The organism is Microcoleus sp. PH2017_12_PCY_D_A (assembly GCF_020738565.1).
Taxonomy (GTDB): Bacteria; Cyanobacteriota; Cyanobacteriia; order Cyanobacteriales; family Microcoleaceae; genus Microcoleus.
On sequence record NZ_JAEQCI010000026.1, the window covers coordinates 1 to 23,180 of the forward strand.

General features: G+C 45.4%; 18 protein-coding genes. 12 read left to right on the forward strand and 6 right to left on the reverse strand.

The window, feature by feature from the left end:
* Positions 1 to 151: 151 nt before the first annotated feature.
* A complete protein-coding gene (locus tag JGK39_RS07010; protein WP_293249574.1) occupies positions 152 to 1,393 on the reverse strand; it encodes an HhoA/HhoB/HtrA family serine endopeptidase in 1,242 nt (413 codons plus the stop codon).
* Positions 1,394 to 1,583: 190 nt separating this feature from the next.
* Here JGK39_RS07010 and dnaA point away from each other — a divergent pair, with 190 nt between their 5' ends.
* From dnaA to dnaN, 3 genes are read left to right on the forward strand one after another with little or no spacing between them, the layout of a single operon-like run.
* The gene (dnaA, locus tag JGK39_RS07015) at positions 1,584 to 2,954 is read left to right on the forward strand and encodes a chromosomal replication initiator protein DnaA (RefSeq protein ID WP_293249577.1); all 1,371 of its coding nucleotides are present in this window, start codon (positions 1,584 to 1,586) and stop codon (positions 2,952 to 2,954) included.
* Between the two features lie 36 nt (positions 2,955 to 2,990).
* Positions 2,991 to 3,473, forward strand: a complete 483-nt coding sequence (locus JGK39_RS07020) for a hypothetical protein (RefSeq protein ID WP_293249580.1) — start codon at positions 2,991 to 2,993, stop codon at positions 3,471 to 3,473.
* A gap of 45 nt (positions 3,474 to 3,518) precedes the next feature.
* The gene (gene dnaN / locus JGK39_RS07025; RefSeq protein WP_293249583.1) at positions 3,519 to 4,658 is read left to right on the forward strand and encodes a DNA polymerase III subunit beta; all 1,140 of its coding nucleotides are present in this window, start codon (positions 3,519 to 3,521) and stop codon (positions 4,656 to 4,658) included.
* Positions 4,659 to 5,058: 400 nt separating this feature from the next.
* Here the strand turns inward: dnaN and JGK39_RS07030 are convergent, their stop codons facing one another.
* The gene (locus JGK39_RS07030; RefSeq protein WP_293249586.1) at positions 5,059 to 6,522 is read right to left on the reverse strand and encodes an ATP-binding protein; all 1,464 of its coding nucleotides are present in this window, start codon (positions 6,520 to 6,522) and stop codon (positions 5,059 to 5,061) included.
* A gap of 562 nt (positions 6,523 to 7,084) precedes the next feature.
* On the opposite strand from JGK39_RS07030, the gene JGK39_RS07035 reads away from it, so the two are divergent.
* The 7 genes from JGK39_RS07035 (at position 7,085) to JGK39_RS07065 (ending at position 17,111) form a co-directional block, all read left to right on the forward strand.
* Positions 7,085 to 8,161 (forward strand): permease, encoded by a 1,077-nt coding sequence (locus tag JGK39_RS07035; protein WP_293249589.1) that lies wholly within the window; start codon positions 7,085 to 7,087, stop codon positions 8,159 to 8,161.
* Between the two features lie 157 nt (positions 8,162 to 8,318).
* A complete protein-coding gene (locus JGK39_RS07040; protein WP_293249592.1) occupies positions 8,319 to 9,107 on the forward strand; it encodes a TIGR03943 family protein in 789 nt (262 codons plus the stop codon).
* A 265-nt stretch (positions 9,108 to 9,372) separates the two neighbouring features.
* Positions 9,373 to 10,773, forward strand: a complete 1,401-nt coding sequence (locus JGK39_RS07045; protein WP_293249595.1) for an oligosaccharide flippase family protein — start codon at positions 9,373 to 9,375, stop codon at positions 10,771 to 10,773.
* 493 nt (positions 10,774 to 11,266) lie between these two features.
* Positions 11,267 to 12,835: a hypothetical protein gene (locus tag JGK39_RS07050; protein WP_293249598.1), complete on the forward strand. Its 1,569-nt coding sequence runs from the start codon at positions 11,267 to 11,269 to the stop codon at positions 12,833 to 12,835.
* Between the two features lie 228 nt (positions 12,836 to 13,063).
* On the forward strand, positions 13,064 to 13,630 hold the full coding sequence (locus JGK39_RS07055; RefSeq protein ID WP_293249601.1) for a hypothetical protein: 567 nt from the start codon (positions 13,064 to 13,066) through the stop codon (positions 13,628 to 13,630).
* A 669-nt stretch (positions 13,631 to 14,299) separates the two neighbouring features.
* The gene (locus tag JGK39_RS07060) at positions 14,300 to 15,619 is read left to right on the forward strand and encodes an ATP-binding protein (protein WP_366048635.1); all 1,320 of its coding nucleotides are present in this window, start codon (positions 14,300 to 14,302) and stop codon (positions 15,617 to 15,619) included.
* 115 nt (positions 15,620 to 15,734) lie between these two features.
* Positions 15,735 to 17,111, forward strand: coding sequence for an ATP-binding protein (locus JGK39_RS07065; protein WP_293249607.1), 1,377 nt, complete (start codon positions 15,735 to 15,737; stop codon positions 17,109 to 17,111).
* Positions 17,112 to 17,414: 303 nt separating this feature from the next.
* Here the strand turns inward: JGK39_RS07065 and JGK39_RS07070 are convergent, their stop codons facing one another.
* Complete coding sequence (locus JGK39_RS07070) at positions 17,415 to 18,194, reverse strand: ion transporter (RefSeq protein WP_293249610.1); 780 nt, start codon at positions 18,192 to 18,194, stop codon at positions 17,415 to 17,417.
* A gap of 295 nt (positions 18,195 to 18,489) precedes the next feature.
* Here JGK39_RS07070 and JGK39_RS07075 point away from each other — a divergent pair, with 295 nt between their 5' ends.
* A complete protein-coding gene (locus JGK39_RS07075; protein WP_293249613.1) occupies positions 18,490 to 20,184 on the forward strand; it encodes a pentapeptide repeat-containing protein in 1,695 nt (564 codons plus the stop codon).
* Positions 20,185 to 20,633: 449 nt separating this feature from the next.
* Here JGK39_RS07075 and JGK39_RS07080 read toward each other — a convergent pair whose 3' ends face one another.
* From JGK39_RS07080 to JGK39_RS07090, 3 genes are all read right to left on the reverse strand, one after another.
* Positions 20,634 to 21,260 (reverse strand): DUF4276 family protein, encoded by a 627-nt coding sequence (locus JGK39_RS07080; RefSeq protein WP_293249616.1) that lies wholly within the window; start codon positions 21,258 to 21,260, stop codon positions 20,634 to 20,636.
* On the reverse strand, positions 21,254 to 22,453 hold the full coding sequence (locus tag JGK39_RS07085) for an AAA family ATPase (protein WP_293295794.1): 1,200 nt from the start codon (positions 22,451 to 22,453) through the stop codon (positions 21,254 to 21,256). The genes JGK39_RS07080 and JGK39_RS07085 overlap by 7 nt, the downstream gene beginning before the upstream one ends.
* 138 nt (positions 22,454 to 22,591) lie before the next feature.
* Positions 22,592 to 22,717: a hypothetical protein gene (locus JGK39_RS07090; RefSeq protein WP_293295796.1), complete on the reverse strand. Its 126-nt coding sequence runs from the start codon at positions 22,715 to 22,717 to the stop codon at positions 22,592 to 22,594.
* 79 nt (positions 22,718 to 22,796) lie between these two features.
* Here JGK39_RS07090 and JGK39_RS07095 point away from each other — a divergent pair, with 79 nt between their 5' ends.
* Positions 22,797 to 23,141: an NAD(P)H-quinone oxidoreductase subunit M gene (locus JGK39_RS07095; RefSeq protein ID WP_293249622.1), complete on the forward strand. Its 345-nt coding sequence runs from the start codon at positions 22,797 to 22,799 to the stop codon at positions 23,139 to 23,141.
* The last annotated feature ends 39 nt before the right edge of the window (positions 23,142 to 23,180 follow it).

Below are 23,180 nucleotides of genomic sequence, written 5' to 3' on the forward strand. Positions count from 1 at the left end.
TTATTTGTTATTGGTTATTTGTTAATCCTCGGCGCATAAACTCTATCTGTAGGGTGCGCACTGCGCACGGCCGTGCGCAGTGCGCACCCTACTAACTACAAACGATTAGTTAATTGAACAATCAACTGTCAACAGTCAACCGTCAACAAAATTATCGAACTTGTTGAACGGGCAAACTGCCCGGTTTCACACTCAAATTAACTATTTGCCCGTTGCGGTTGATTTCCATTTGCAAATTGCCGCCAACTTTCGCATTTTGCACGAACTCCTGAACAGCTTCCGACTGAATAATCGGCTGATTGTTAATCTTTTGAATCACATCTCCCGCCCGCAAACCTGCGGCGGCGGCGGGAGAATTAGGAACCACACTCACGATCGCCACACCGCGATCGACTGCAACTCGCAGATTGCTGTTAGCATTGCCGTTAATTTGCTGCTTCACCTCTGGAGTCAGCGTCGCCATTTCAATACCCAGATAAGCGTGTTCGACTTTCCCCGTCGAAATCAGTTCCTGGGCCACCTGTTGCGCCGCCTGAATGGGAATCGCAAAGCCCAATCCTTGAGCACCTTGAATAATCGCCGTATTCATCCCGATCACTTCCCCCGAAGCATTCAGCAGCGGGCCCCCGGAATTCCCCGGATTGATTGCAGCGTCTGTTTGAATAAAACCGATGCGCTTGTCGGGTACGCCCACATCGGTACTCGATCGCCCTGTAGCGCTAATTATCCCCGCTGTCACCGAATTGTCCAAACCCAAAGGATTGCCGATCGCGATCGCCCATTCCCCAGACAGCAGCTTATCAGAATTGCCGATCGTCACCACAGGCACATCATTCGCCTCAATCTTCACCACAGCCACATCCGTCACCTTATCCGCCCCCAACACCCGCCCCTGATAGCTGCGGCCGTCCCGGAGAGTTACATTTACTGTATCTGCCCCTTCTACAACGTGAGCGTTTGTGAGAATCACGCCGTCAGTCCCGATCGCAAAACCCGAACCAGTACCCCGTTCGATTCCGCCCCGGCCGCCCGAATTTGGTTGTCCGCCAAAAAAATCCTCCGGCGAAACCCCTCTATTTCCCGGTCTCACCTTGCGCGAAGCATCGATCCGCACCACAGCCGGGCCAACTTTTGCCACCGCAGCCACAATAAAATTCACATTAGCCGCATCCCCCGACAAGGGAACAGGCGGCAAGACTTTCCCCGCTTGAGGCTTAGTATTAGCAGGCACTTGCAATCTCGGTTGCAGGGTTCCTTGTCCCGAATCGCCGGAATTTGCACGTAATTGAGAAACCGACAGCCGATCGCCCAACATGGCGGCTGCGGCTCCCGTTACCAGCAGCAATATGTAAATTGCCGGTTGCTTCCAAAATTTGCCAGTAGAACTCTTCATCGCGACGTTTTAAGGCTTTCGGGCCAAATTTAAATACTTGCCTAGCAGCTCTTTGATACCTGCTATATCCGCAGAGCCACAAACAAAATTTTTGGGCGATCGGCAGACTCCCTTAAACTTTAACATCTGACGACTAAACTCTCTAGACTGTAGAATTAATCTCTTGAATGCCGATCGGCAAAGGTAAGCAGTGGACATTACCCTCGAAAGTCTGTGGAATCAGATACTTGAACGTCTCCAGGTACAACTGAGCAGGCCTAGCTTTGAGACGTGGATCAAAACTGCCAGGGCCGAACAACTGGAAAATAACTGTTTGATCGTCAGCACCCCCAACCCCTTCGCACGCAACTGGTTGCAAAAATACTACGTCAAAACCATCGCCGACGCAGTTGAAGAAATTCTCGGGTATCCCGTAGAAATCTACTTGACAATTGCCGGGGGAAACGAAACAGGCGGTAGCAGCGACTCCGCGATGATTTGGCCGTCCCCGATCGCCGATAGCCCCGAAAGCCACTCGCTACACCCCCCTAAACCTGCCCATTTAAACCCCAAATACGTATTTTCCCGCTTTGTCGTCGGTTCCAACAACCGCATGGCCCACGCAGCAGCCCTCGCAGTCGCCGAGTCTCCGGGCCGAGAATTCAATCCCCTATTTTTGTGCGGCGGCGTTGGTTTGGGCAAAACTCACTTGATGCAGGCGATCGGTCATTATCGCTTAGAAATCGACCCCAGCGCCAAAGTTTTTTACGTTTCAACTGAAAAATTCACTAACGATTTAATCGCCGCCATTCGCAAAGATAGTATGCAAACTTTCCGCGATCACTATCGCGCCGCCGATGTTTTATTAATAGATGACATCCAATTTATAGAAGGCAAAGAATACACCCAAGAAGAATTTTTTCACACTTTCAACACTTTGCACGAAGCCGGAAATCAAGTAGTCTTAGCGAGCGATCGCCCGCCGCAGCAGATACCCCGCCTGCAAGAGCGCTTGTGTTCCAGATTTTCCATGGGATTAATTGCTGACATTCAATTGCCAGACTTGGAAACACGCATGGCAATTTTGCAGAAAAAAGCCGAGTATGAAAACATGAGACTGCCGCGAGATGTCATAGAATACATTGCTTCTAGTTACACTTCCAACGTTCGCGAATTAGAAGGTGCTTTAATTCGAGCCGTAGCATATCTTTCTATTACCGGTTTGCCCATGACTGTCGAGAATATCACTCCGATTTTGAACCCCCAAACCGAAACCGTAGAGGCGACGCCCGATGCAGTCATTGCAGTTGTGGCTGAGGTGTTTGATGTTTCTGTGGAAGACTTGAAGGGTGTTTCCCGCAGGCGAGAAATTAGCTTTGCCCGTCAAATTGGGATGTATTTAATTCGCCAGCATACCGATTTGAGTTTGCCAAAGGTAGGCGAAGTTTTCGGCGGCAAGGATCACACGACTGTGCTTTACAGTTGCGACAAAATTGCTCAGTTGCGGAATACCGATCCGACTTTAGCCCAAACTTTGCGTCAGTTGAGCGATCGAATTAATGCTGTCAGCCGCAAAACTTGAGAAGAAGTCATTAGTCATTAGTCATTAGTCATTCCAATGCCCAATGCTCTTCGGCCCAATGCCCAATCCTCTTCGGCCCAATGCCCCATTCCCCATTCCCCATTCTCCATTCCCATAACAGACAATCACTGCCTGTGGAAAAACCTGTGGAAAACTTTACTCGATCGCCCAAAACAATTTTTGTACCAAATTTTGCACGAAAATGGAAGGGCGATCGACTTTTACCAGATTTTCCACAAGTTTTCCACAGGTATTTATCAGCTACAACTCAAGTACAGCAAGAAATTATTTTATTTTTCCACAGTTTCCACAGGTCGATCGCACAAAAATAATTCAATAAAAAAAAGTTTTCCGCCAACTGTCAACTCTTCCTTGTTGCTTCAGTCAACTCTCAACTGCTTTCGGAGCCAACTCTCAACCAAGAGGGCGGGCACGGCGGGGCACCGCCCCTACCAACTGACAACTCTCAACTGCCAACTGCTTTCCTGTCAACTGTCAACTGTCATCAGCTTTCTGTGATAGGATTTGCTTCTATCTCAAATCCGGTTAATTAACCTTCATCTCATGAAATTGGTTTGCACCCAAAGTGACCTCAACGCCAACCTCTCGTTGGTAAGTCGGGCCGTTCCCTCCCGCCCGACACATCCCGTACTAGCCAACGTGCTCTTAGTAGCGGATGAGGAAAATCAGCGGGTTAGCTTAACAGCTTTCGATCTCAGTTTAGGTATTCGCACCAGCTTTGCAGCAGAAGTGACTGGCGGCGGCAGTTTTACCATACCCGCGAAATTGCTCAACGATATTGTTTCCAGACTCCCAGGCGGAGAGATTACTTTAGAAGACGAAGCAGGCGACACCGTAGCATATCTCACTTGCAGTTCTGGCAGCTACCAAGTCAGAGGCATGGGCCCCGAAGAATTCCCAGAATTGCCCGCCATCGAAGCCGGAAAAATCCTGAAATTGCCGCCCGAAGCCTTGATAGAAGGACTCAAAGGCACTTTATTTGCTACTAGCCCCGACGAAGCAAAACAGGTACTCGCAGGGGTTCATTTAAAGGTACTGAAAGATTGCCTAGAATTTGCAGCTACAGACGGCCACAGATTGGCAGTAGTTCAAACCGCCAATGAAAAAGCCGAAGGCGAAGAAACCGAAGAAGAATTTGAGGTGACAGTTCCCGCTAAAGCATTGCGAGAAGTAGAAAGAATGCTGGTAATGCGGCAGTGGACTGAACCAGTCACCCTGCATTTTGAACAGGGTCAAGTAGTGTTTGAATGGGCCGATCAGCGGCTGACAACCCGCACCTTGGAAGGGCAATATCCCGCCTACCGACAGTTGATTCCGCCCTCTTTTGAGCGGCAAATTACCTTAGAAAGGCGATCGCTCTTAGCAGCAGTCGAAAGAATAGCAGTGTTTGCCGACCAAAAAAATAATATCCTCAAATGTAGCATCGACGAAGAAAATCAGGAAATCACTTTGTCAGTAGATGCCAAAGATGTCGGCAGCGGCAAAGAGTCAATGCCCGCACAGATTTCGGGAGACAGCATAGATATTGCTTTCAACGTGAAATACTTAGTTGACATTTTGAAAACGGCTCAATCTCCCGAAATTCAACTGCAATTAAACGGTGCTCTCGCCCCTGTAATTTTTCAGCCTTTGGGCGGAGTCAATGCCACATTCTTAGTAATGCCCGTTCAGCTTCGAGCTTAGTTGACAGTTGACAGTTGACAGTTGACAGTTGACAGTTGACAGTTGACAGCCGTAGGGTGCGTCAGTTTAGTTATTCTCAATTATCACTCCCAATCTCATTCTGACGCACCATTTATTCCGGACGAGCGTCAGATGAATTTTGAGCCGTAGGGTGCGTCAGTTTAGTAATTCTCAATAATTATCGAAAATCTCATTCTGACGCACCATTTATTCCTGGCGTGCCTCACTTGTGAGATTGTGAGGAAAGTAGCCAAAATTTCCATAACTGACACACCCTAATTCTTACTTTTTACTCCTAATAACGATGTTCGTAGTGAGGACTTTAGTCCTCTGATTTTTATAAGGACTAAAGTCCTCACTACGAACCAATTTTATTGTCGAATTGCATCCTCAACTGCCTTCAAATCAACGGCAACAATATCTCAAATTCCGTACCAGTACCGGGAGTTGAATGCAAATTCAACTTACCTTTATGCTTCTCCGTAACAATTTGATGAGTAATTGCCAACCCCAAACCAGTACCTTTCCCCGCTGGTTTAGTAGTGAAAAATGTCTCAAAAATCCGCCGCTGAATGTCTGGCGCAATTCCCGGCCCGTTATCCGCAATTCTGATGGCTATCCAAGCATTATTTTGATTTTTGCCCGCTGCTTCTGGGCCCAAGTCCCCATTTTGGCTGGCGGGCGATTCCCTACGGGATAGCTGCGCTTCACGCAATTTTGCATCTTTTCGCTGGCCCAAAACATAATTTTGCATTAATTCTGAACTTACGCAGTCTCCGTCAGCACTGTTTATTACCTCAGTTTCAATAGTAATCGCAGGTACAAAACCTTTTTCTCCTTTGAGTTCTTCCAAAGCATCCATCGCATTGCTGACAATATTCATAAATACCTGGCTCAACTGACCAGAATAACACTTCACCAAAGGCAAATCCCCATACTTTTTAACTACTTTAAACCCGTACTTCAGACGGTTTTTCATAATTAGCAGCGTACTGTCAATACATTCGTGGATGTTAGCTTCTTTCAAGTGGGTTTCGTCCATGTGAGAGAAGGTGTGCAAGCTGGTGACGAGTTCCGTCAATCTGTCGGATGAAACCTTCATACTTTTGAGAATTTCCGCCCAATCTTCTTGCAAAAAATCAAATTCTATGTCTTGTTTTAGTTCGTCAATTTGTTCGCTAGGCCCGACAATTTGTTCGTAAGCAGTCAGCAATTGCAAGATGTCTTTTGAGTAGTTTGACAAAAAACCGAGATTTCCGCTGATGCAGGTGACGGGGTTTCTAATTTCGTGGGCAACTCCTGCAACCATCTGCCCCAAACTGGCTAGTTTTTCGGTTTGAATTAGTTGAGATTGAGTTTGCTGTCTCAGTAATTTTGTTGCTAGTTCGTGAATATTAGATTGGGCTACTAGCAGTTCGTGTACGTCTACCAAACTATAATTTTGAGGCGACACTTGAACGACAATCGGTTCGTAAAGCAGTTCTTTGGAACGCAGCAGCGACTTCCGGGCTGCATCCACGATTAAAGTATTGCTGGGAAAAATTAAACTCTCAGTTTCGGCAAAGCGGTACAAAGCCCTCACAGGTCGCTTTAAAAATAATTCTCGCCCAAAAGGACGGCTGAGAAATTCTAAAAATCTCCGCCGGGAAATCATGCCTGCAAATTCACCTCTCTCCGTCAAAATGACTCCCGGTAACAGCGGATTAGCTTCTAACATCTGGGAAATTTGCATTCCCAAATCCGTAGCTTCTACGTTAAAAGCGTAAAGCGACAATTCCTGGAGAGTAGAGTCTAAAGAAAGTTCTCCTAGGTCAGTCTGAGAACTGGGTTGGACTGGTCTTTCTATGCAAGAAATATTTAACATAAATTTATCAGCACGCTTTTTTGGGGTTCTATTTGCCAGCAGATATTCAGCTACGAAAACTCAGTCGATGAGTAGCTGAGTGCTTTGACCGACATTTTCCTAGGAAACGGAATTTTAAATTACACAAAAAACTTACGGTGGCAAATGAGATTTTACCACTTCAAGTGTTAAGCAAGTTCGAGTATGACCGAGATAGATGCGCCCTGGCAATTATGCCTGACTTTATTTTATATTGAGTTGAGGGGTATTAACGCTTTGTTCGAGTATTTAACTCGTAATTAACCTTGAGTTATAGTCTTAACCTATTGTTAACAATAATCCGATCTTGCTGAAAAATAATTAATTAAATATGGGAACATAGAGATTGTACGCGAGGAGCTGTAGGGAAACGGCACTGCCCTGTCCTTACCCGAATCTGGGAATTCTAATGATTGCTATAAGATTGAGGATGGTCACAAAAAAGTTTTAACTGAATCTTAACTTAGGGCTGTGAAGAAGGTATGATCTACAGGGGTTCAGCCAAATACGTGTAACGAGATAGCAATTTACCAGTAGGCGATCGATGCAACCAGTCCTAACGAATCAGTTAAACAATGCTTTTACCCTTTTTCTCAGCTTGTTAGTAGAAGCAATACCTTTTCTGCTGCTGGGAGTTTTATTCTCAGGTTTGCTGCTGGGTTTTGTAGACGAACGCAAACTCGTATCCCGCATCCCGCGAAACCCGCTGCTGGCGGCTTTGATGGGTAGTTCGATCGGCTTTTTGTTTCCCGTGTGCGAGTGCGGTAACGTGCCCGTAGCCCGCAGGCTGCTAATGCAAGGAGTTCCCGCACCGGCTGCGATCGGCTTTTTACTCGCGGCCCCCACCATCAATCCCGTGGTAATTTGGGCGACTTGGACGGCATTTCGCGATCAGCCAGAAATTGTAATTTTGCGGGTAGTCTTTTCTCTCTTTATCGCTACAATTATCGGCTGGGTGTTCAGCGTCCAAACAGACTTGCGGCCTCTGTTACACCCCTCTGTAGCCCGCGCGATTCCCCTCCCAAAACCAGAGTTTTCCGAAAAAGAACTCGCCCCAGCCGACACTCCGCTACTGTTGCAGTCGGGAACTTTTATGCTAGGTCAGGGGGGTGCAGTGCCGATCGAATCTTTGCTACAAGACGAGTGGAAGCCCTTACAAACAGGCAAAACAGACAAAACCTCGAAACGTTCCTCCATGTTCCACCGCGTTTCTAAAGAGCGCCTGCGCCTGCTTTTAGATACTATGGTACAGGAGTTGCGGGAATTGGGAGGAGTATTGGTCATCGGAAGTGCGATCGCTGCCATCATTCAAGTTGGCGCACCCCGCGAACTAATTCTCAACCTCGGCCAAGGCCCCGTTTCTTCGATTCTCGCCATGCTGCTATTAGCCGCAGTCGTATCGATTTGTTCTACGGTAGATGCTTTTTTTGCCCTGTCTTTTGCTTCCACATTTACCAGCGGTTCGCTGTTAGCTTTTCTCGTTTTCGGCCCGATGATTGACCTCAAAGGCATCGGTTTAATGCTGTCTATTTTTAAAACTCGCTCCGTAATTTACTTGATGGTTTTGGCTGCTCAGTTAACCTTTTTGATGACTCTCGTGGTCAACTTATATCTAGGGTAATAATAAATTTTCAGTTCGTAGTGCGGACTTCAGTCCGCTCCATGAAAGCGGACTGAAGTCCGCACTACGAACCTTGCGGCGGTCAATTGACCGGGCATGATATAACTAATGACTAATGACTAATGACCAATGACCAATTCCCAATAACTATTAAAAAATGAACCTTAAAAAAATTAGCCCGTGGCTGGACGCCCTAGCTATCTTAGCGTGGGGAATATTGCTCCTCAAATATTGGATTACCGGCAAATTAAGCATTCTCATTCACCCGAATTACTTTGGGTTGACTGTAGCCGGAGGAATCGGCTTAATCGTGATTGGCGGGTTGAAAACTTGGGAACTCTTAAAGGTCGATCGCGCCAACAAGCAATCCCGGACATCGCCAGCAAATAAATCTCTCAGAAGTACAGAAGTTGAACACATTACTTTATTTCCCCCCAGTATTGGCAGCACCTTAATGTTGAGCGTCGCATTGATCGGTTTAGCAGTAACGCCGCGCACATTTACCAGCCAGACAGCACTCGAACGAGGCCTCACCGAATCCCTGCCCATCACCAGACTGCAACCCCAAGAATTTCGCAATACTACAAAACCCGAAAGGCGATCGCTCATCGAATGGGTGCGGCTGTTAAATTTCAATCCCGAACCTGATACATATAGAGGTCAAAAAGTCAAGGTTCAAGGATTTGTGATTCACCCGCCCAACGTAGCAGAACAATATATGTGGATCGGGCGTTTTATCATTACCTGCTGCGCGGCGGACGCCTATCCGATCGGGTTGCCGGTAAAATTACCGATCGGTCAAAGTCGCACCGCCTTCGCCCCAGACAGTTGGCTAGAAATAGAAGGAGAAGCGATCGTAGAAGAACTGCAAGGGAAGCGCAAATTAATTATTCAAGCATCTTCCCTAAAACCAATTGCTGAACCCAAAAACCCTTATGATTATTAGACGCGGTGCAAAGCAAGAGATTAAATTTTACCTGGGCGATTGTGCGATCGGCGTCCTGCCAGCCGGCAACTTTAATCTCGCGACTGGAAATCTGTAGTATTTGAGATTGTGGGATGGGCCAGAAAGCCCGTCCTCCATAGGGCAGTTAACACAAGGTAAAGTCAGCTATAAAAGTAGCAGCAACATCCTGTAGGAGTTGCCAACAGGAAATTCAGCAACTAGACTCGTAATTAGAAAATAAGTTCTCCCTATATGTCATCTGAATATGTCATCTGAAAAAAAATTAGCTATCAAAGGCGCTTTCTGGACGATCGCCAGCTATGGAAGCAGTCAAATTATCCGATTCGGCAGCAACCTGATCCTGACGCGCCTGCTGTTGCCAGAACTATTTGGTCTCATGGGTCTAGCCTACGTTTTTATCACAGCTGTCCACCTATTTACAGACATAGGTCTTGGCCCAAGTATCATCCAAAACAAGCGTGGAGAAGAACCAGAATTTCTCAACACCGCTTGGACAATGCAAGTTATTCGCAGTGTTTTTATTTGGTTTTGTTTAATTTTAATCACCTGGCCAGTCGCTACTTTTTATCAAGAACCCCGTCTTCTGTGGTTGATTCCCGTCATAAGTATAACTACTCTCATAGGAGGATTTAAATCTACTTCCGTATCCATTCTCGAACGCAAAATGACAGTCAAGAACGTAGTAATTTTTGAGTTAGTCATACAGATCGTTTCTACGGCAGTGATGATTGTGTGGGCATGGTTCGATCGCAGTATCTGGGCTATCCTCGTAGGCGGTTTCGTAGGCTCTATAGTCGAGTTAGTATGGAGCCATTTTTTGATTCCCGGTCATTCAAACCGCTTTGCTTGGGAGCGAGACGCAGTTAAAGAAATATTTTCTTATGGGAAATGGATATTTTTGTCTACGGTTTTATTTTTTCTGTGTTCTCAAGCCGATCGCCTAGTTCTCGGAAAAATATTTAGTTTAACAATGTTGGGCATTTACGGCATTGCTTTTACCCTCGGCGATATGCCCCGTCAAGTAATCATCGCCCTCGCAGGCAGGGTAATTTTCCCCTCTATTTCGATGCTAGCAGACTTGCCTCGCGAGGAATTGCGCGCCAAAATTATCAAAAACCGCAACTTGATTCTGATCCCTTTAGCCCTAGGCTTAGCAATTTTTGTGAGCTTTGGAGATCAGCTAATTTTAACACTGTACAGGAAAGAATATATGGCAGCATCTTGGATGATGCCTATCTTGGCTTTAGGTATTTGGCACACGACTCTCCACAGTTTGATGGGTTCTTGTTTGTTAGCTATCGGAAAATCTCAGTACGCAGCTATGGGCAATCTCGCAACTTTCTTGAGTATCGCTATTGGCATCCCAGTGGGATATCATTTTATGGGTAATTTAGGTGCTGTGATTGCTGTAGCTGTCGGTGACATTCCTACTTATTTAGTAGTTACCTACGGTCTTAGGAAAGAAGGGCTAACTTGTTTTTGGGAGGACATGAAGTTGACAGCAATGTTTTTAGGTACACTAGCAATCATACTTTTGGTGAGAAAGTCTCTGGGTGGCGGACTACCGATAGATCGCATTTCACCTGAAGATATAAGACGGAGCCATGACATATTTGTCACTACAGTTCAGAGCGCAATATTCTGACCTCTAAAATATGTCTGTATTTCCCATAAAATCCTGAGAAGCAATTCGTTGGATATCCATAAGCCAAGTGTATTGATATTTATAGCCTTTCTCAGAAAGATGAGGTATGACTGACAGCTTATATAACCTCTAAACCTATAGGGCCCAAGCCCAACTACGTCCGCCAACCTTTTTGAGAAAGGCTATAAGTAAATTCTGAGGATGTCAGTTTAATTGAGTTATGGACGCACCACAATTTTCACAAACCAGTTTTTTTGCAAAAAAAAGAGGTAGCAGCCATTTATCTTGCTAAAAAAATAGGTTTATAATACCAATTTTAAAAAAGAATGCAACAGTATTCTTCCCCCGCAATACAGCGGGGGGCTAGGGGGGTCGAAGAGTGTTGCACGATTTTAGAAAAATGGTATAAGAGTCGGAAGTGCGTCCTGGACTGTAAAATTTAATAGGGAAAATTTGGCAGTTAATTGTCAGCAGCAATAGGAGAGAAAGATTTGTGAGTATTTTTAACAAAAAAATTAATCCTTCACCCTTCGCTATTGGGCCGTTCAAACAGCCGATCGACCGCACGGCCATTTTCCTCATCCTAATGCTGAGCGTGTTAATGGGACTGCTGCTGCTGAGCGGCGATCGCACAGCGCCCAGAGTGCGAGAATTTAGTTGGGAAAACAAACAAATCGGCGCCGCAGATACCGGCTTTATTCTCAACTTCTTTCGGCCGATGAACCACTCCACCGTCGAGGAAAACTTAAAACTAGAACCGCCCCTTCCCGGAAAATTTAGTTGGGCCGGCAGGCGCATGGCTTATACCCTCAAAGATCCAGCGCCCTACGGCGTTACCTACACCTTAAAACTCGCCGGCGCCACCGACAAGTATTTTGGAGCAAACAACCAATACAAAGGAACGCCAATTCAACCGTTTAGCAGTTCTTTTCGGAGTCGCGATCGAGCTTTTGCTTACATCGGCGTTCAAGGCGAAACAGAAAGCAGATTAATGCTAGTCAATCTCACCAGCAGCGACTCGAAACCGATACCGCTGACTCCCAAAGATTTAGTTGTCACCGATTTTAAACCGTATCCCGACAGCGATCGCATTTTATTCTCCGCCACAGATCGATCGATCGCCCGTACAGGCGGCACCCTAAATCAAGAACTATTTACAGTCACCACCGGCCTCAATCCCCAATCCCCCGGATCCCAAGCCCAACCAACCCAACCAGCAGGTAAAATCGAAAAACTCTTAGACTCCAAAGACTACCAAAACCTCAAATTTGACCTCTCAGCCGACGGAAAAATCATCATTATCCAGCGCGTCAACCGCCGCAATCCCGGCGATTTCAGTCCTTGGATTTTGGAAGAAAAAGTGGCGCCCAAACCCTTGGAGAACCAACAAGGCGGAGATTTTATCATTCGCCCCGACAGCAAATCGATGGTAATATCTCAAAAACAAGGATTGGCGATCGTCCCCCTCAAACCAGAAGCAGATCCAGTAGAATTTTTGCCGAAATACGAACAAGTATTGGGGATGGCCCGGGACAACTCCGCCGCCGCCTACGTTAAATACAACAGCGACTACACTCGATCGCTCTTCATCTTAGACAACCAAGGCGCAGAACAAGAAATACTGCGTATTCCCGGTAGCATCATCGCCGTTTATTTCGATCCGCGCAAAAACAAAGACAACCAATTCCAGCGCCTCTACTGCTTGTTAGCCCAACGCCTCAAAACAGAAAGCTACAAAGAACAGCCTTTCATCGCCGCCATCGACCTCAAAAAAGACGGCACTCGTTTGGTAGGAACCATCAAACCGCTGCTAGTTTTGCCAAACCAACTAGATACCCAAATCAGTTTATCTCCCGACGGGCTGGCATTAATTTTCGACCAATCAGTCACAACAACAAAACCAACATCAGCAGACAGTCCCCGCAACGATAGCGGACAGTCGATCGCCACGGGCCGCCTCTGGCTGCTACCCTTATTAGACATACCCGGAGACAATTCTGCCGCCAAAGTACAGCCCGAAGAATTGCCCTTTGCCGGCTATCATCCCCGCTGGCTGCCGTAAACAGATTTTAAATTTTAGATTTTAGATTTTAGATTGAGTTGATACTAAGCCATACTGGTAAATATCCAATACTTTAAAAAAGAACTCCCCAGCTTATACCATTTTTCTAAAATCGTGCAACACTCTTCGACCCCCCCTAGCCCCCCCGCTGTATTGCGGGGGAAGAATACTGTTGCATTGTTTTTTAAAATTGGTATTACAATCTCAAACCTAAAATCTAAAATTCCCATGACTCCCGAAGAAATTAGTAATACCCTTAAAGACTTATTTGGCGAAAATGTTGAGACGCCTGCTGCCACTTCTTGGCAAGTTCAAACCCCTAAATTTCGCCTTTTAGTCCTGCTTTCAGAAGACGGAACTTGGCTGCGGATTTTGCTACCTATCGCCGACGCCCAAGAAGCTCAACCGTTTTTAGATCAACTGCTAGAAGCTAACTTTGACACCACCCTGGAAACTCGCTACGCCATACATCAAAACGTTTTGTGGGGAGTGTTTCAGCACAGTTGCGCTACACTCGCCGCCGCCGATTTCTCGGCCGCCGTCACCAGACTGCTAGCTTTGCAAGAACGAGGTTTGTCCGACTTTTTCGGCGGTTTAATCGAAAGCCGCATCCGTCAAATCATCAAAGCAGCCAAGATGCAGGGACAATCCATAGAAACGACCCTTCAGACTTTAGACCGTTTTTACGCAGAGGGATTGATGGGCGAAATGGAACTCGGGCGAGAGTCTCGCGAACAGACTCTCGCCGCTTGGCGCTATCAGCTAGAACGCCTTTGGCCGGAGGTGGAACCCTGAGAAGATTTTAGATTTTAGATTTTAGATTTTAGATTGCAAAAAACAAACGCCACTAAGACGGCAATCAGAGTTGAGAAGTTCCCTAAAGTTGCATTTATTGACAGTGGTAGGGCAGCAACGCCCAACGCTTAGGACTTTCTTAATTCCTGAAACCCTTGCATTCGATTGCTTCTTGCTTCTTGCTTCTTCCGATTTTGGCCTTGGCCCCAGTCTTGACCCTTAGGGCGCGGATTGGACGATCGCCCTCCGCCTCCTAGAACCCTCGATTCATGCCCGTATATTGACCAACTGCGCGCGATCGCGGTTCTCCAATTCCCTACCATCACTGAAAAATGGTATAACGTATCACAAAAGCCCCTTAATAATTTTTTAAGATTTCCGAAAACAGGCGATCGCATGGTATATCATGGTAAAAAGTTAATAACAAAACTCCGTAAGTTCCACAAAAGCTTCGATCGTTTAACATTAATTCAGAAACCAAATCTTTAGCAGACAATGCCAGGGCGATCGAGTTTTCCCATCAGGTGCTGCTGTAATTTTAAAAATTCACAATTACCCGCCACCAATTACCCGTTACCAATTAATAGCAACTAAAGTTATCCATCCCTACAAAAATTAACAGGAGTTTCATCTATGTTGGCTGTGCATCAGATTAGCTCGGAATTATCAGTGTTACAGACACCTGCAATTTGTACTTGGAACATCTCCTTAGAATCAACTCTCCTCGACTTGCCTCTCTACAACTGCCAAATAGAATTAACTCAACAGGCAAAAGAAGTAGCCCAGGCTTTTGAAGAAAATTCCATGCTTCCCGGCGTCATCTTGACCAATATGGGTACTTTTGTCGGCATCATATCCAGGCGTCAATTTTTTGAAAAAGTTAACCGTCGCTACGGGTTAGAAATGTTTTTCAAGCGACCGATAGAGGTATTATATAGATTTTCTAGGCAAGAGCTACTGGTGCTTCCCGGCAGTAAATTAATAGTAGAAGCCGCCCAGCAATCGCTTTACAGAGCGGCAGAATTAGTTTATGAACCAGTAGTAGTGGAAGTTGCACCCCAGGCATACAAACTCTTAGATGTACACCAATTAATGGTTGCTCAATCAATAATTCATCAATTGACAAATAAATTGCTCCACCAACAAACCCAAGCCAAACTTATCCAAACCGAAAAGATGGCTAGTCTGGGTAGGATTGTAGCGGGAGTAGCCCACGAAATTAGAAATCCGCTGAACTGTATTTGGGGAAATTTGACGTTTCTGCTGTCGTATTTTGAAAACTTGCTTCAGCTAATGTCAGCTTATGAAGCAGAATATCCGGAACCCTGTTCCCGAATTGATGCCCTCAAAGATGAAATAGAATTTGATTTTTTACAAGAAGATTTGCCAGTCACCTTAGAAGGCATGAAGTGGGGAGCCTCACAATTGCTAAAAATAGTCAACGGTTTGCACAACTTCTCTCACATGGACGAGACAAAGCCCGTGGAGATCGACATTCACGAATGCGTGGAGATTACGCTGTTAATTCTGAAAAACCGCTTTAAAAATGGCATAGAAGTGGTAAAAAAATACGGCGAACTGCCCCCAGTTAACGGTTACTCGGGTCAGTTGAGTCAGGTGTTTTTGAATTTGTTAGTTAACGCTCTAGACGCCCTGACAGAGTATGCAGCCGATCGCGAACTAGATACAGAGTGCGCGGACAACTGGCAGCCCCAAATCCAAATTACGACTAAAGTGGTAGAAACCGCAGAGGGCAAGTGGGCCGCCATTGCGATCGCCGATAACGGGCCCGGCATTCCCCCAGAAAATCAGCAGCACATATTTGACACATTTTTCACCACTAAACCAGCAGGCAAAGGTAGCGGTATGGGGCTGGCAATCAGCTATCAAATCGTCACAGAAAAGCACGGCGGCCAATTAAAATTGCGATCGCAGCCCGGCCACCACACCGAATTTGAAATTCTCCTGCCGATCGCTGGCAAAACATGATTAACTCAAGAACAGCCTTCAGGTTCGCCCATCCAAGTTTAGCGATCGGCTAGCTTAGTAGTTAAGTTCTCAATTTACTTTAATTAAGAGCCTGTTTCGGCAACTAAAAGTTCCAGTGGCAAATACATTCAGTCCCAAACTCCTTGGCCCTTCACTCTCCGAAGGCAGCCATAAAGATCTTTCCCTAGAATCTACCCTCCAAGATTTGCCCCTGTATCAATTTCAGGTTAAATCGAGCTGCTTGGCCGTAGTAGTTGCCGAAATCTTTGAACAGAATCGCCTAATCCCGGGAGCCGTATTGATAGAAGCAGGAAAATTGGTCGGCATGATATCCCGCAGACAACTGCTGGAATATTTACTCAAACCCCAAGGTCCCGAGCTATTTTTGCACCTACCGCTGAAAGTTCTCTACAGTTACGCTCGCGTCGAAATATTATTGCTTGCAGAGAGTACAACCATTTTGGCAGCCGCTCAACAAGCCCTGCGCCGATCGCCCGAATTGCAGTCAGAACCAATCGTAGTCCAAATCGACACCCAATCTTACCGGCTCTTAGATCCTCACGCACTAAACATCGCCTACTGGCAAATTCGCGGCATAGAAACTCAAGTCCGCTACGAAAGAGCCCAAACTCAAATGATTCAAAGCGAAAAAATGGCTAGCTTAGGCCGTTTAGTCACCGGAGTAGCCCACGAAATTTTAGATCCGGTAAGCTTCATTTGGGGCAATTTAACCTACATCAGCGAATACAGCAAAAACTTAATGCAGTTGCTATCAGTTTACGACGCACACTGTACCAATCCCCCGCCAGAAATAGCACAACTCAAAGAAGATATAGACTATGACTTTTTGCAAAACGATTTCCTCCGAACAGTTACCAGCATCAAAGCCGGAGCCGAACGTTTGAGCAAATTAGCAAGCAGTTTGCAAAACTTTTGCCACATCGACGATGTTTATCCCAAACCAGCCGACTTGCACGCCAACATAGACAGCATACTGTTGCTGCTCAAAAGTCGTTTGAGCGGGGAAATCAGAGTAATAAAAAACTACGGCTACCTGCCACCAGTTCCGTGCTATGCAGGACAGCTAAACCAAGTATTTATGAATATCTTGACCAATTCTATCAATACATTAATTAACGAAGCAGTCGGTCAAGAATTCGCGAAAGAGTTCAAAGGTGGAGCAATAAAAAACTTCGAGCGCCAGCCTCAAATTGAAATCACAACTCAAGTCTGCTGTCTCGAACCTGCGAGCGATTTGGATAAACTACACCTTCGCTGGGTTTCGATTCGCATAACAGATAACGGCCCAGGAATGTCACCTAACAAGTACAACAAAATCTTAGAATCATTCTCTACCGAAAAACGCGCCCTCAAAGAAACCAGCTTAGCCGTTAGCTATCAAATCGTGACCGGCAAACACGGCGGCGCCTTCAGAATGCGATCGCAATTAGGAACCGGCACCGAATTTGAAATCTTGTTACCGCTAGCTTAAAGAAGGAAGAAGTCATTAGTCAGTAGTCAGCAGTCAGTAGTTATTAGTTATGGGTTATTAGTTATTAGTTATTAGGAAAAATACCATACAGCCTATTCCAGGTTTATGAAGTACACCCCAGAAACCGGGTTTCTTTACAGTTCTCGCATCATTACTGATTCTGTTGCTCGAAACCCGGTTTCTCGCGATCTACATTTACATGGAATATGCTGTATAAATTAGAGGCAATCTTCTGTAGGGAAAAGGCAATGCTGTGTCCCTACCTGAAAACTGCTGTAACAGTCAACAGTCAACAGTCAACAGTCAACCATTATCTAATTGAGTGCCGCAGATTTTACAGAATTTAGCATTAGCATCATGTACAGACCAACCGCAACCCGTACAAACAGTTTCTACCTGATTAGCAGTTTTAACTAACTGTTTAATCAAATCCCCCAATTGCCAAGGAATCAGAGCAATCCCCGTCACAATCATCAAAATAGTCAGAAAGCGGCCCGATTCCGAAATCGGAGTAACATCGCCAAATCCCACCGTAGTCATCGTGACAACGGAGAAATAAACAGCATCCAAAAAAGTCCCAAAAGCTTCAGAATTTTGGGGATGTTCAACTTGATAAATCAAACCAGAATAAACAAAAATTATCGCCAGCAAAGTAAACAAAATTCTGGAAAAAATTACCCCATCTTCGCTGCTGATGCGAAGCACTGAATTTTTTAATTCCAAAAAGCGGATGAGTCGGAGAATTCTAAACCAGCGAAAAATCCGAATAAAACTGACATTGACAAATCCCAGAAAAAATGGTATAATTGCCAGCAAATCGACGATTGAGAAAAAACTAAAAATAAACTTAAATTTATAGTCAGCGCACCACAGCCGCACTAAATACTCAACAGCAAAAACGACTAAAAGGGCTGTGTCGAGAGTTTGCAATTTAATTCTTACGGGTTCGGAAATCGGGTAAGTTTCGGCGATAAAGCTGGCAGTAGATAGGAGAATTAGTCCGGTAATAATTAAACTGACGGTTCTCCCTGCGGGCGTTTCAATGTCTTCTAAATAAAAGGCAATTTGTTTGCGGTTTAACATAAATAATCTGTATTGTGTATTGTAGGTATTATGCAGGACTCGGCGATTGAAATCGCGTCTACACAAACGAAGGATTCGGCGATTGAAATCGCGTCTACACAAACGAAGTCGGCCTTCGCCGACTGAAGAATAAAGAATGTATTAAAGACAGATTTGGTATAATTCCCGTAGGTGCGGGCTCACGCCTTGTCTGTAATACAAATGAGTAATCTGGTAAACCCGCCCCGCCCCTACCTGCCGCTAATCGCTTAAAATATCGAAAGCGCTAATTTAAAATATCAGGTAATTATCGAAGATGAGCATCGAATTAACGAAGGGTGACAGATTTAATCTTTCTAAGGAGGCTCCTGATTTCAGTAAAGTTGCGATCGCCCTGGGGTGGCAAGTCAGCCAAACATCACAAAACTATGACATTGACGCATCTGTTTTCATGTTAGGGGCTGACGGTCGAATTCCCGACGAAAAATATTTTGTATTTTACAACAATTTGACATCGCCAGACGGGGCGGTGCGGCATTCGGGAGATAACACAACGGGACAAATCGAAGGCGATGACGAGACGGTTTATGTGGATTTGAGTCTGATCGATGCTGCTGTTGAGGAAATTGTGTTTGTTGTTACTGTTCACGACGGACAAGCAAAGAATCAAAATTTTAGCAGGGTGAAAAATGCTTTTATCCGGCTTTACAATTTGGAGAGCGGGAGCGAGCTGGTTCGGTATAATTTAAAAGAGGTTTTTTCGCAAGAAACGGCTTTAGAGTTTGGACGTTTGTACAGAAAGAGTGGTGAATGGAGATTTCAGGCCGTAGGACAAGGATATAATGCTGGGTTGCAAAGTTTTGTTGACAAGTATCATGTTGAGAATGCGGTGAAAAGCACTGAGAATGTGGCTCAGAAGCTTGATGATGCTGAGGTTTTGAGGCGATTTAGCGATCGGGTGGACAAGCAATTGCAGGAAGCAGCGGCAGGAGAGTCTGTTGCTAATCCTGTGAATGCGGATAATGTGGAAGCTGATAAGGATGTCGATGATTCTGTTTCTGAAATTCAGGAATCGGCACTGACTGCTGAGGAATTTTGGCAGCGGTATAAAGAGGGAGAACGAGATTTTACAGGGATTAACTTAGCAGGAGTAGACTTGAGCGGAAAAACTCTGGAATCTCCCATTAGTTTAAGTCAAGCCAACCTGAGTAATGCCAACCTGAGTAATGCCAACCTAGTCAAGGCTAATTTGATTGGAGCTAATCTGCAAGGGGCAAACTTGAACTCGACAAACCTGCACGAAGCTGATTTGATTGAAGTCAACTTTAGTGGCGCAAACTTAACTAAAGCAACTTTGTATTACGCAAGACTAATTAATGCAAATTTGAGTCAAGCCAACTTAAGCGAAGCCAAGTTAGATCAGGCAAACCTGACTGTGGCAAACCTCAGTGGAGCTAACCTAACTCAGGCAAGTCTAAGTAGTGCTAACCTGACAGGAGCCGATTTAAGTCAAGCGAAGGTAAGTAAAGTCAACCTAAGTTATGCAAACCTTAGCGGGGTTAACTTAAGTGGGGTAAGTTTGATAGGGGTCAACCTTGCAGGAGTCAACCTGAGTGGCATGAATCTAAGCGGAGTAAGCTTGACAGGGACAAACTTAACTGAAGCCAACCTCAGCGGAATTAACTTGAGTGGGGCAATTTTGATTGGGGCTTACTTTCGGGGAGCCAACTTGGATGGTGCCAACCTAACAGGGGTAAGTTTGGTTGGAGTAAACTTACAAGGCGTTAATCTGAGCGGGCAAAACTTGAGTGGGTTTAATCTCTCTGGGGCTAACCTATATGGAGCAAACTTAAGTAAAGCCAATCTATCTTCAGCAGACTTGCGCGGAGCAAATTTGAGTTATTCAAACCTAGAAAAAGCTAACTTGAAAGATGCAAAATTGGTGGGAGCAAATATGGACAATGCAAAGCTCGCAGGCGCAATTATGCCAGACGGTACAACTCACGAATAAATCAAATTCTAATGTTTGTAGTAAGGACTTTAGTCCTTATATTTCTGGAGTGACGCATTGCGACTAAAGAAACCGGGTTTTTTGCCGAATCAGTCGCCGCAAACCGATATTTTCGCGAAAAAACCCGGTTTCTGGCCCCTGTACTGGATTTAAGCACTGCGACTCTGAGAAACCGGGTTTTTGGCGGAATCTGCGGGCTGAAACGAAATATCTCGAAAAAACCCGGTTTCTGGCCCCTGTACTGGATTTAAGCACTGCGACTCTGAGAAACCGGGTTTTTGGCGGAATCTGCGGGCTGAAACGAAATATCTGGAAAAAACCCGGTTTCTGGCCCCTGTACTGGATTTAAGCACTGCGACTCTGAGAAACCGGGTTTTTTGCCGAATCGGCGCGCTGAAACGAAATATCTGGAAAAAACCCGGTTTCTGGGCCCTGGCGCGCAAGTCGTTCTAGTTGCCTTGTTCCATGAGTTCGGTGAGAGTTGTAAAAATTCGATCGCACTCTGAAGAAGCCTTGCGAACATTGTCAACATCCAACATTTCTAACAGCTTGGAAGCGTGCTGTATCTTTTGATATTCGCCTTTCGATTTTGTGTCGCGGGTAGCTGCTTTCAGACTTGGTTCTAACAAATCCTTTTCAATCATCTCTACATTCCTATTTTTAGGAATCGCATTTTCTTTAAATCCCTGCCCGTAAAATCTTTTCAAAGTATCAATATCAGCAATCAACCAAGCTTCCATCGCTTGAACCATTAGATAACAATGAGTGTCATCAACCCCAGGCGAATCCCAATTATCCCTCGACTTCAAATGCTCCCAAGGCGACTGTTTTACAACAGGTGCTTCTGAGTAAACCAGAAGTACGATAAACGCTTTTGGGTAATCTGCCAAAGCATTCTTAAAATCCCTGAAAGCATTATTCCGAGAACCACAAACAATCATATTCCACTTGATTTGATTGCTGCGGGCCATTTGCACAAGTTCTTTGAAAAAACTGCTAAATCCTTGTCGGAGCAATTGCTTTGTATTCTTGCCATCCCCACCACCTTCAATGTAAATGCGAACCTCCTTTACCATCGGTTTCCCCCGATTTCTCCCATCCGCCAGAGGTCTCCCAAACTGTAATTCTCAAGCCATTTTTTTAGTCGTTCTGGATCGAGGCGGCTCAGGTGACTTCCTCGATTATCTCGATCGCATATTAAGACAGACTCAGGACTCAGCGCCGACACCAAAGCATCCGAATGAGTTGTCACAATCAATTGTGTGCGCTGTGAGGCTTCGATTAGCATTTCAGCAATCGCAGGCAAAATGTCGGGATGCAAGCCAATCTCCGGTTCTTCAATACAGATAAGTGGCGGTGGAGTTGGATCTAGGAGTAAAGCTATTAAGAATAAATAACGCAGCGTACCGTCGGATAAACGAGTTGCGGGAATTGGCTGAATCAATCCGGTTTCGCGGATAAATATCTGGACAGTACCGCCATAAATCTTGATACTCAGTTCTTCGGCTGCATCGTAGAACAGCTTTAATTTTTCAATAATCTGCCTGCTTCCTAATTGATACTGTAAGTTGTTTAAAACCAGTCCTAAGTTGCCACCATCTTCTAGAAGTGGATGTTCCGGTAAATCAGTTTGCTGAGCTTTTCTCGATACTGAATCCCTCCCTGTCTGCCAGTTACGATATAAACCAATGTCTGCAAATGTATTACCCAGATATGATAGCTCTGGATATTGTTCAGGATCTTTTCTTTGAGATAAGATAGATTGATCGGGAATGATATCTTCTCGCCGCAGAGTCCGCAGCTTTCTTGTTTGCGGCTCGTTGTCCTCTGTAACGTTGATAACTGGGCGTCCCCGATCGCTATAACGGTAGTAAAAAAATGGCTCGCTTTCTGAACTATTGCGCGGTTCCATATCTTCTATAGCTTCGTCTACTACCTCAACTCTCTGACCTGATGTGGTAAAACTAATCTGATAGCGCAGCGGCATTGCTCGTTCTGGGTAATCTAAAATAGTCTCAATTTTTGCTGTGGGAATACCTTTTTCACCTTTCCACAAAAAATCGCTGATGCCTCCGCCTTGACGAATCGGAGCAGGTAAGTCTGTAGGTGTTGCCTTCAACAGTGCGATCGCTTCGATTAAGTTAGACTTGCCCGATGCGTTAGTACCGATCAACACGTTTAATGGTCGCAGTTCAATTGTTTCCCCCTGACTTCCATAGGAAAGGAAGTTTTGCAGTTGCAGGGAGCGAATAAATCTCTTGCCTTCCACCTTGTCCTCCTAGGCCAATTCTCAACTATTATACCTTGCGGAAGCTTTCGTTTTTAGTGTTGAATTAAGTAATTCTCAAAACTACAATGTTTGTAGTAAGGACTTCAGTCCTTAAAAATAGAAGGACTGAATTCCTCACTACGAACCTGAAGGACTGAAGTCCTCACTACGAACCTGACTGCGAACCCGAAAGTCGATCGCCCTTCCCCCCTTTCCCTCCTTCCCATCTCTTCCTTCGCGCATGAAAGCGTCTTCGCGGTTCAATCCTCCCCATCTCCAGTTCCCCGCGCATCTCCCAGCCATTACAATAGGTTCAGGAAAAAATCTTTACAAATAAGAACTCATGCAGCTCAAGTCAACAACCCGCCATATTCGCATATACACCGCCATCCTCGAAGACAACGAACTCGTACCCAGCAACGACCTTTTGACGATCGACATTGACCCAGACAACGAACTCAACTGGAACGACGAGTCAGTCAAACAGATATATGCCAAATTCGACCAACTCGTAGACTCCTACGAAGGCGAAGACTTGACGGAATACAACCTCCGCCGCATCGGTTCGGAATTGGAACACTTGGTACGATCGTTCTTACAAAAAGGCCAAATCAGCTACAACCTCAACAGCCGCGCTGTCAACTACAGCATGGGACTTCCTCAAGTTGATGCCAAAATTCACCTCTAAGGGGAGACGGGGAGACGGGGAGACGGGGAGACGGGGAGA

Excerpts from the sequence above, each read along its gene's own strand:
- JGK39_RS07010 (WP_293249574.1), bottom strand. The coding sequence starts at position 1,393 with ATGAAGAGTTCTACTGGCAAATTTTGGAAGCAACCGGCAATTTACATA.
- JGK39_RS07020 (WP_293249580.1), top strand. The coding sequence starts at position 2,991 with ATGCCCAATGCTCTTCGGCCCAATGCCCAATCCTCTTCGGCCCAATGC.
- dnaN (WP_293249583.1), top strand. The coding sequence starts at position 3,519 with ATGAAATTGGTTTGCACCCAAAGTGACCTCAACGCCAACCTCTCGTTG.
- JGK39_RS07030 (WP_293249586.1), bottom strand. The coding sequence starts at position 6,522 with ATGTTAAATATTTCTTGCATAGAAAGACCAGTCCAACCCAGTTCTCAG.
- JGK39_RS07035 (WP_293249589.1), top strand. The coding sequence starts at position 7,085 with ATGCAACCAGTCCTAACGAATCAGTTAAACAATGCTTTTACCCTTTTT.
- JGK39_RS07040 (WP_293249592.1), top strand. The coding sequence starts at position 8,319 with ATGAACCTTAAAAAAATTAGCCCGTGGCTGGACGCCCTAGCTATCTTA.
- JGK39_RS07045 (WP_293249595.1), top strand. The coding sequence starts at position 9,373 with ATGTCATCTGAAAAAAAATTAGCTATCAAAGGCGCTTTCTGGACGATC.
- JGK39_RS07055 (WP_293249601.1), top strand. The coding sequence starts at position 13,064 with ATGACTCCCGAAGAAATTAGTAATACCCTTAAAGACTTATTTGGCGAA.
- JGK39_RS07070 (WP_293249610.1), bottom strand. The coding sequence starts at position 18,194 with ATGTTAAACCGCAAACAAATTGCCTTTTATTTAGAAGACATTGAAACG.
- JGK39_RS07075 (WP_293249613.1), top strand. The coding sequence starts at position 18,490 with ATGAGCATCGAATTAACGAAGGGTGACAGATTTAATCTTTCTAAGGAG.
- JGK39_RS07080 (WP_293249616.1), bottom strand. The coding sequence starts at position 21,260 with ATGGTAAAGGAGGTTCGCATTTACATTGAAGGTGGTGGGGATGGCAAG.
- JGK39_RS07095 (WP_293249622.1), top strand. The coding sequence starts at position 22,797 with ATGCAGCTCAAGTCAACAACCCGCCATATTCGCATATACACCGCCATC.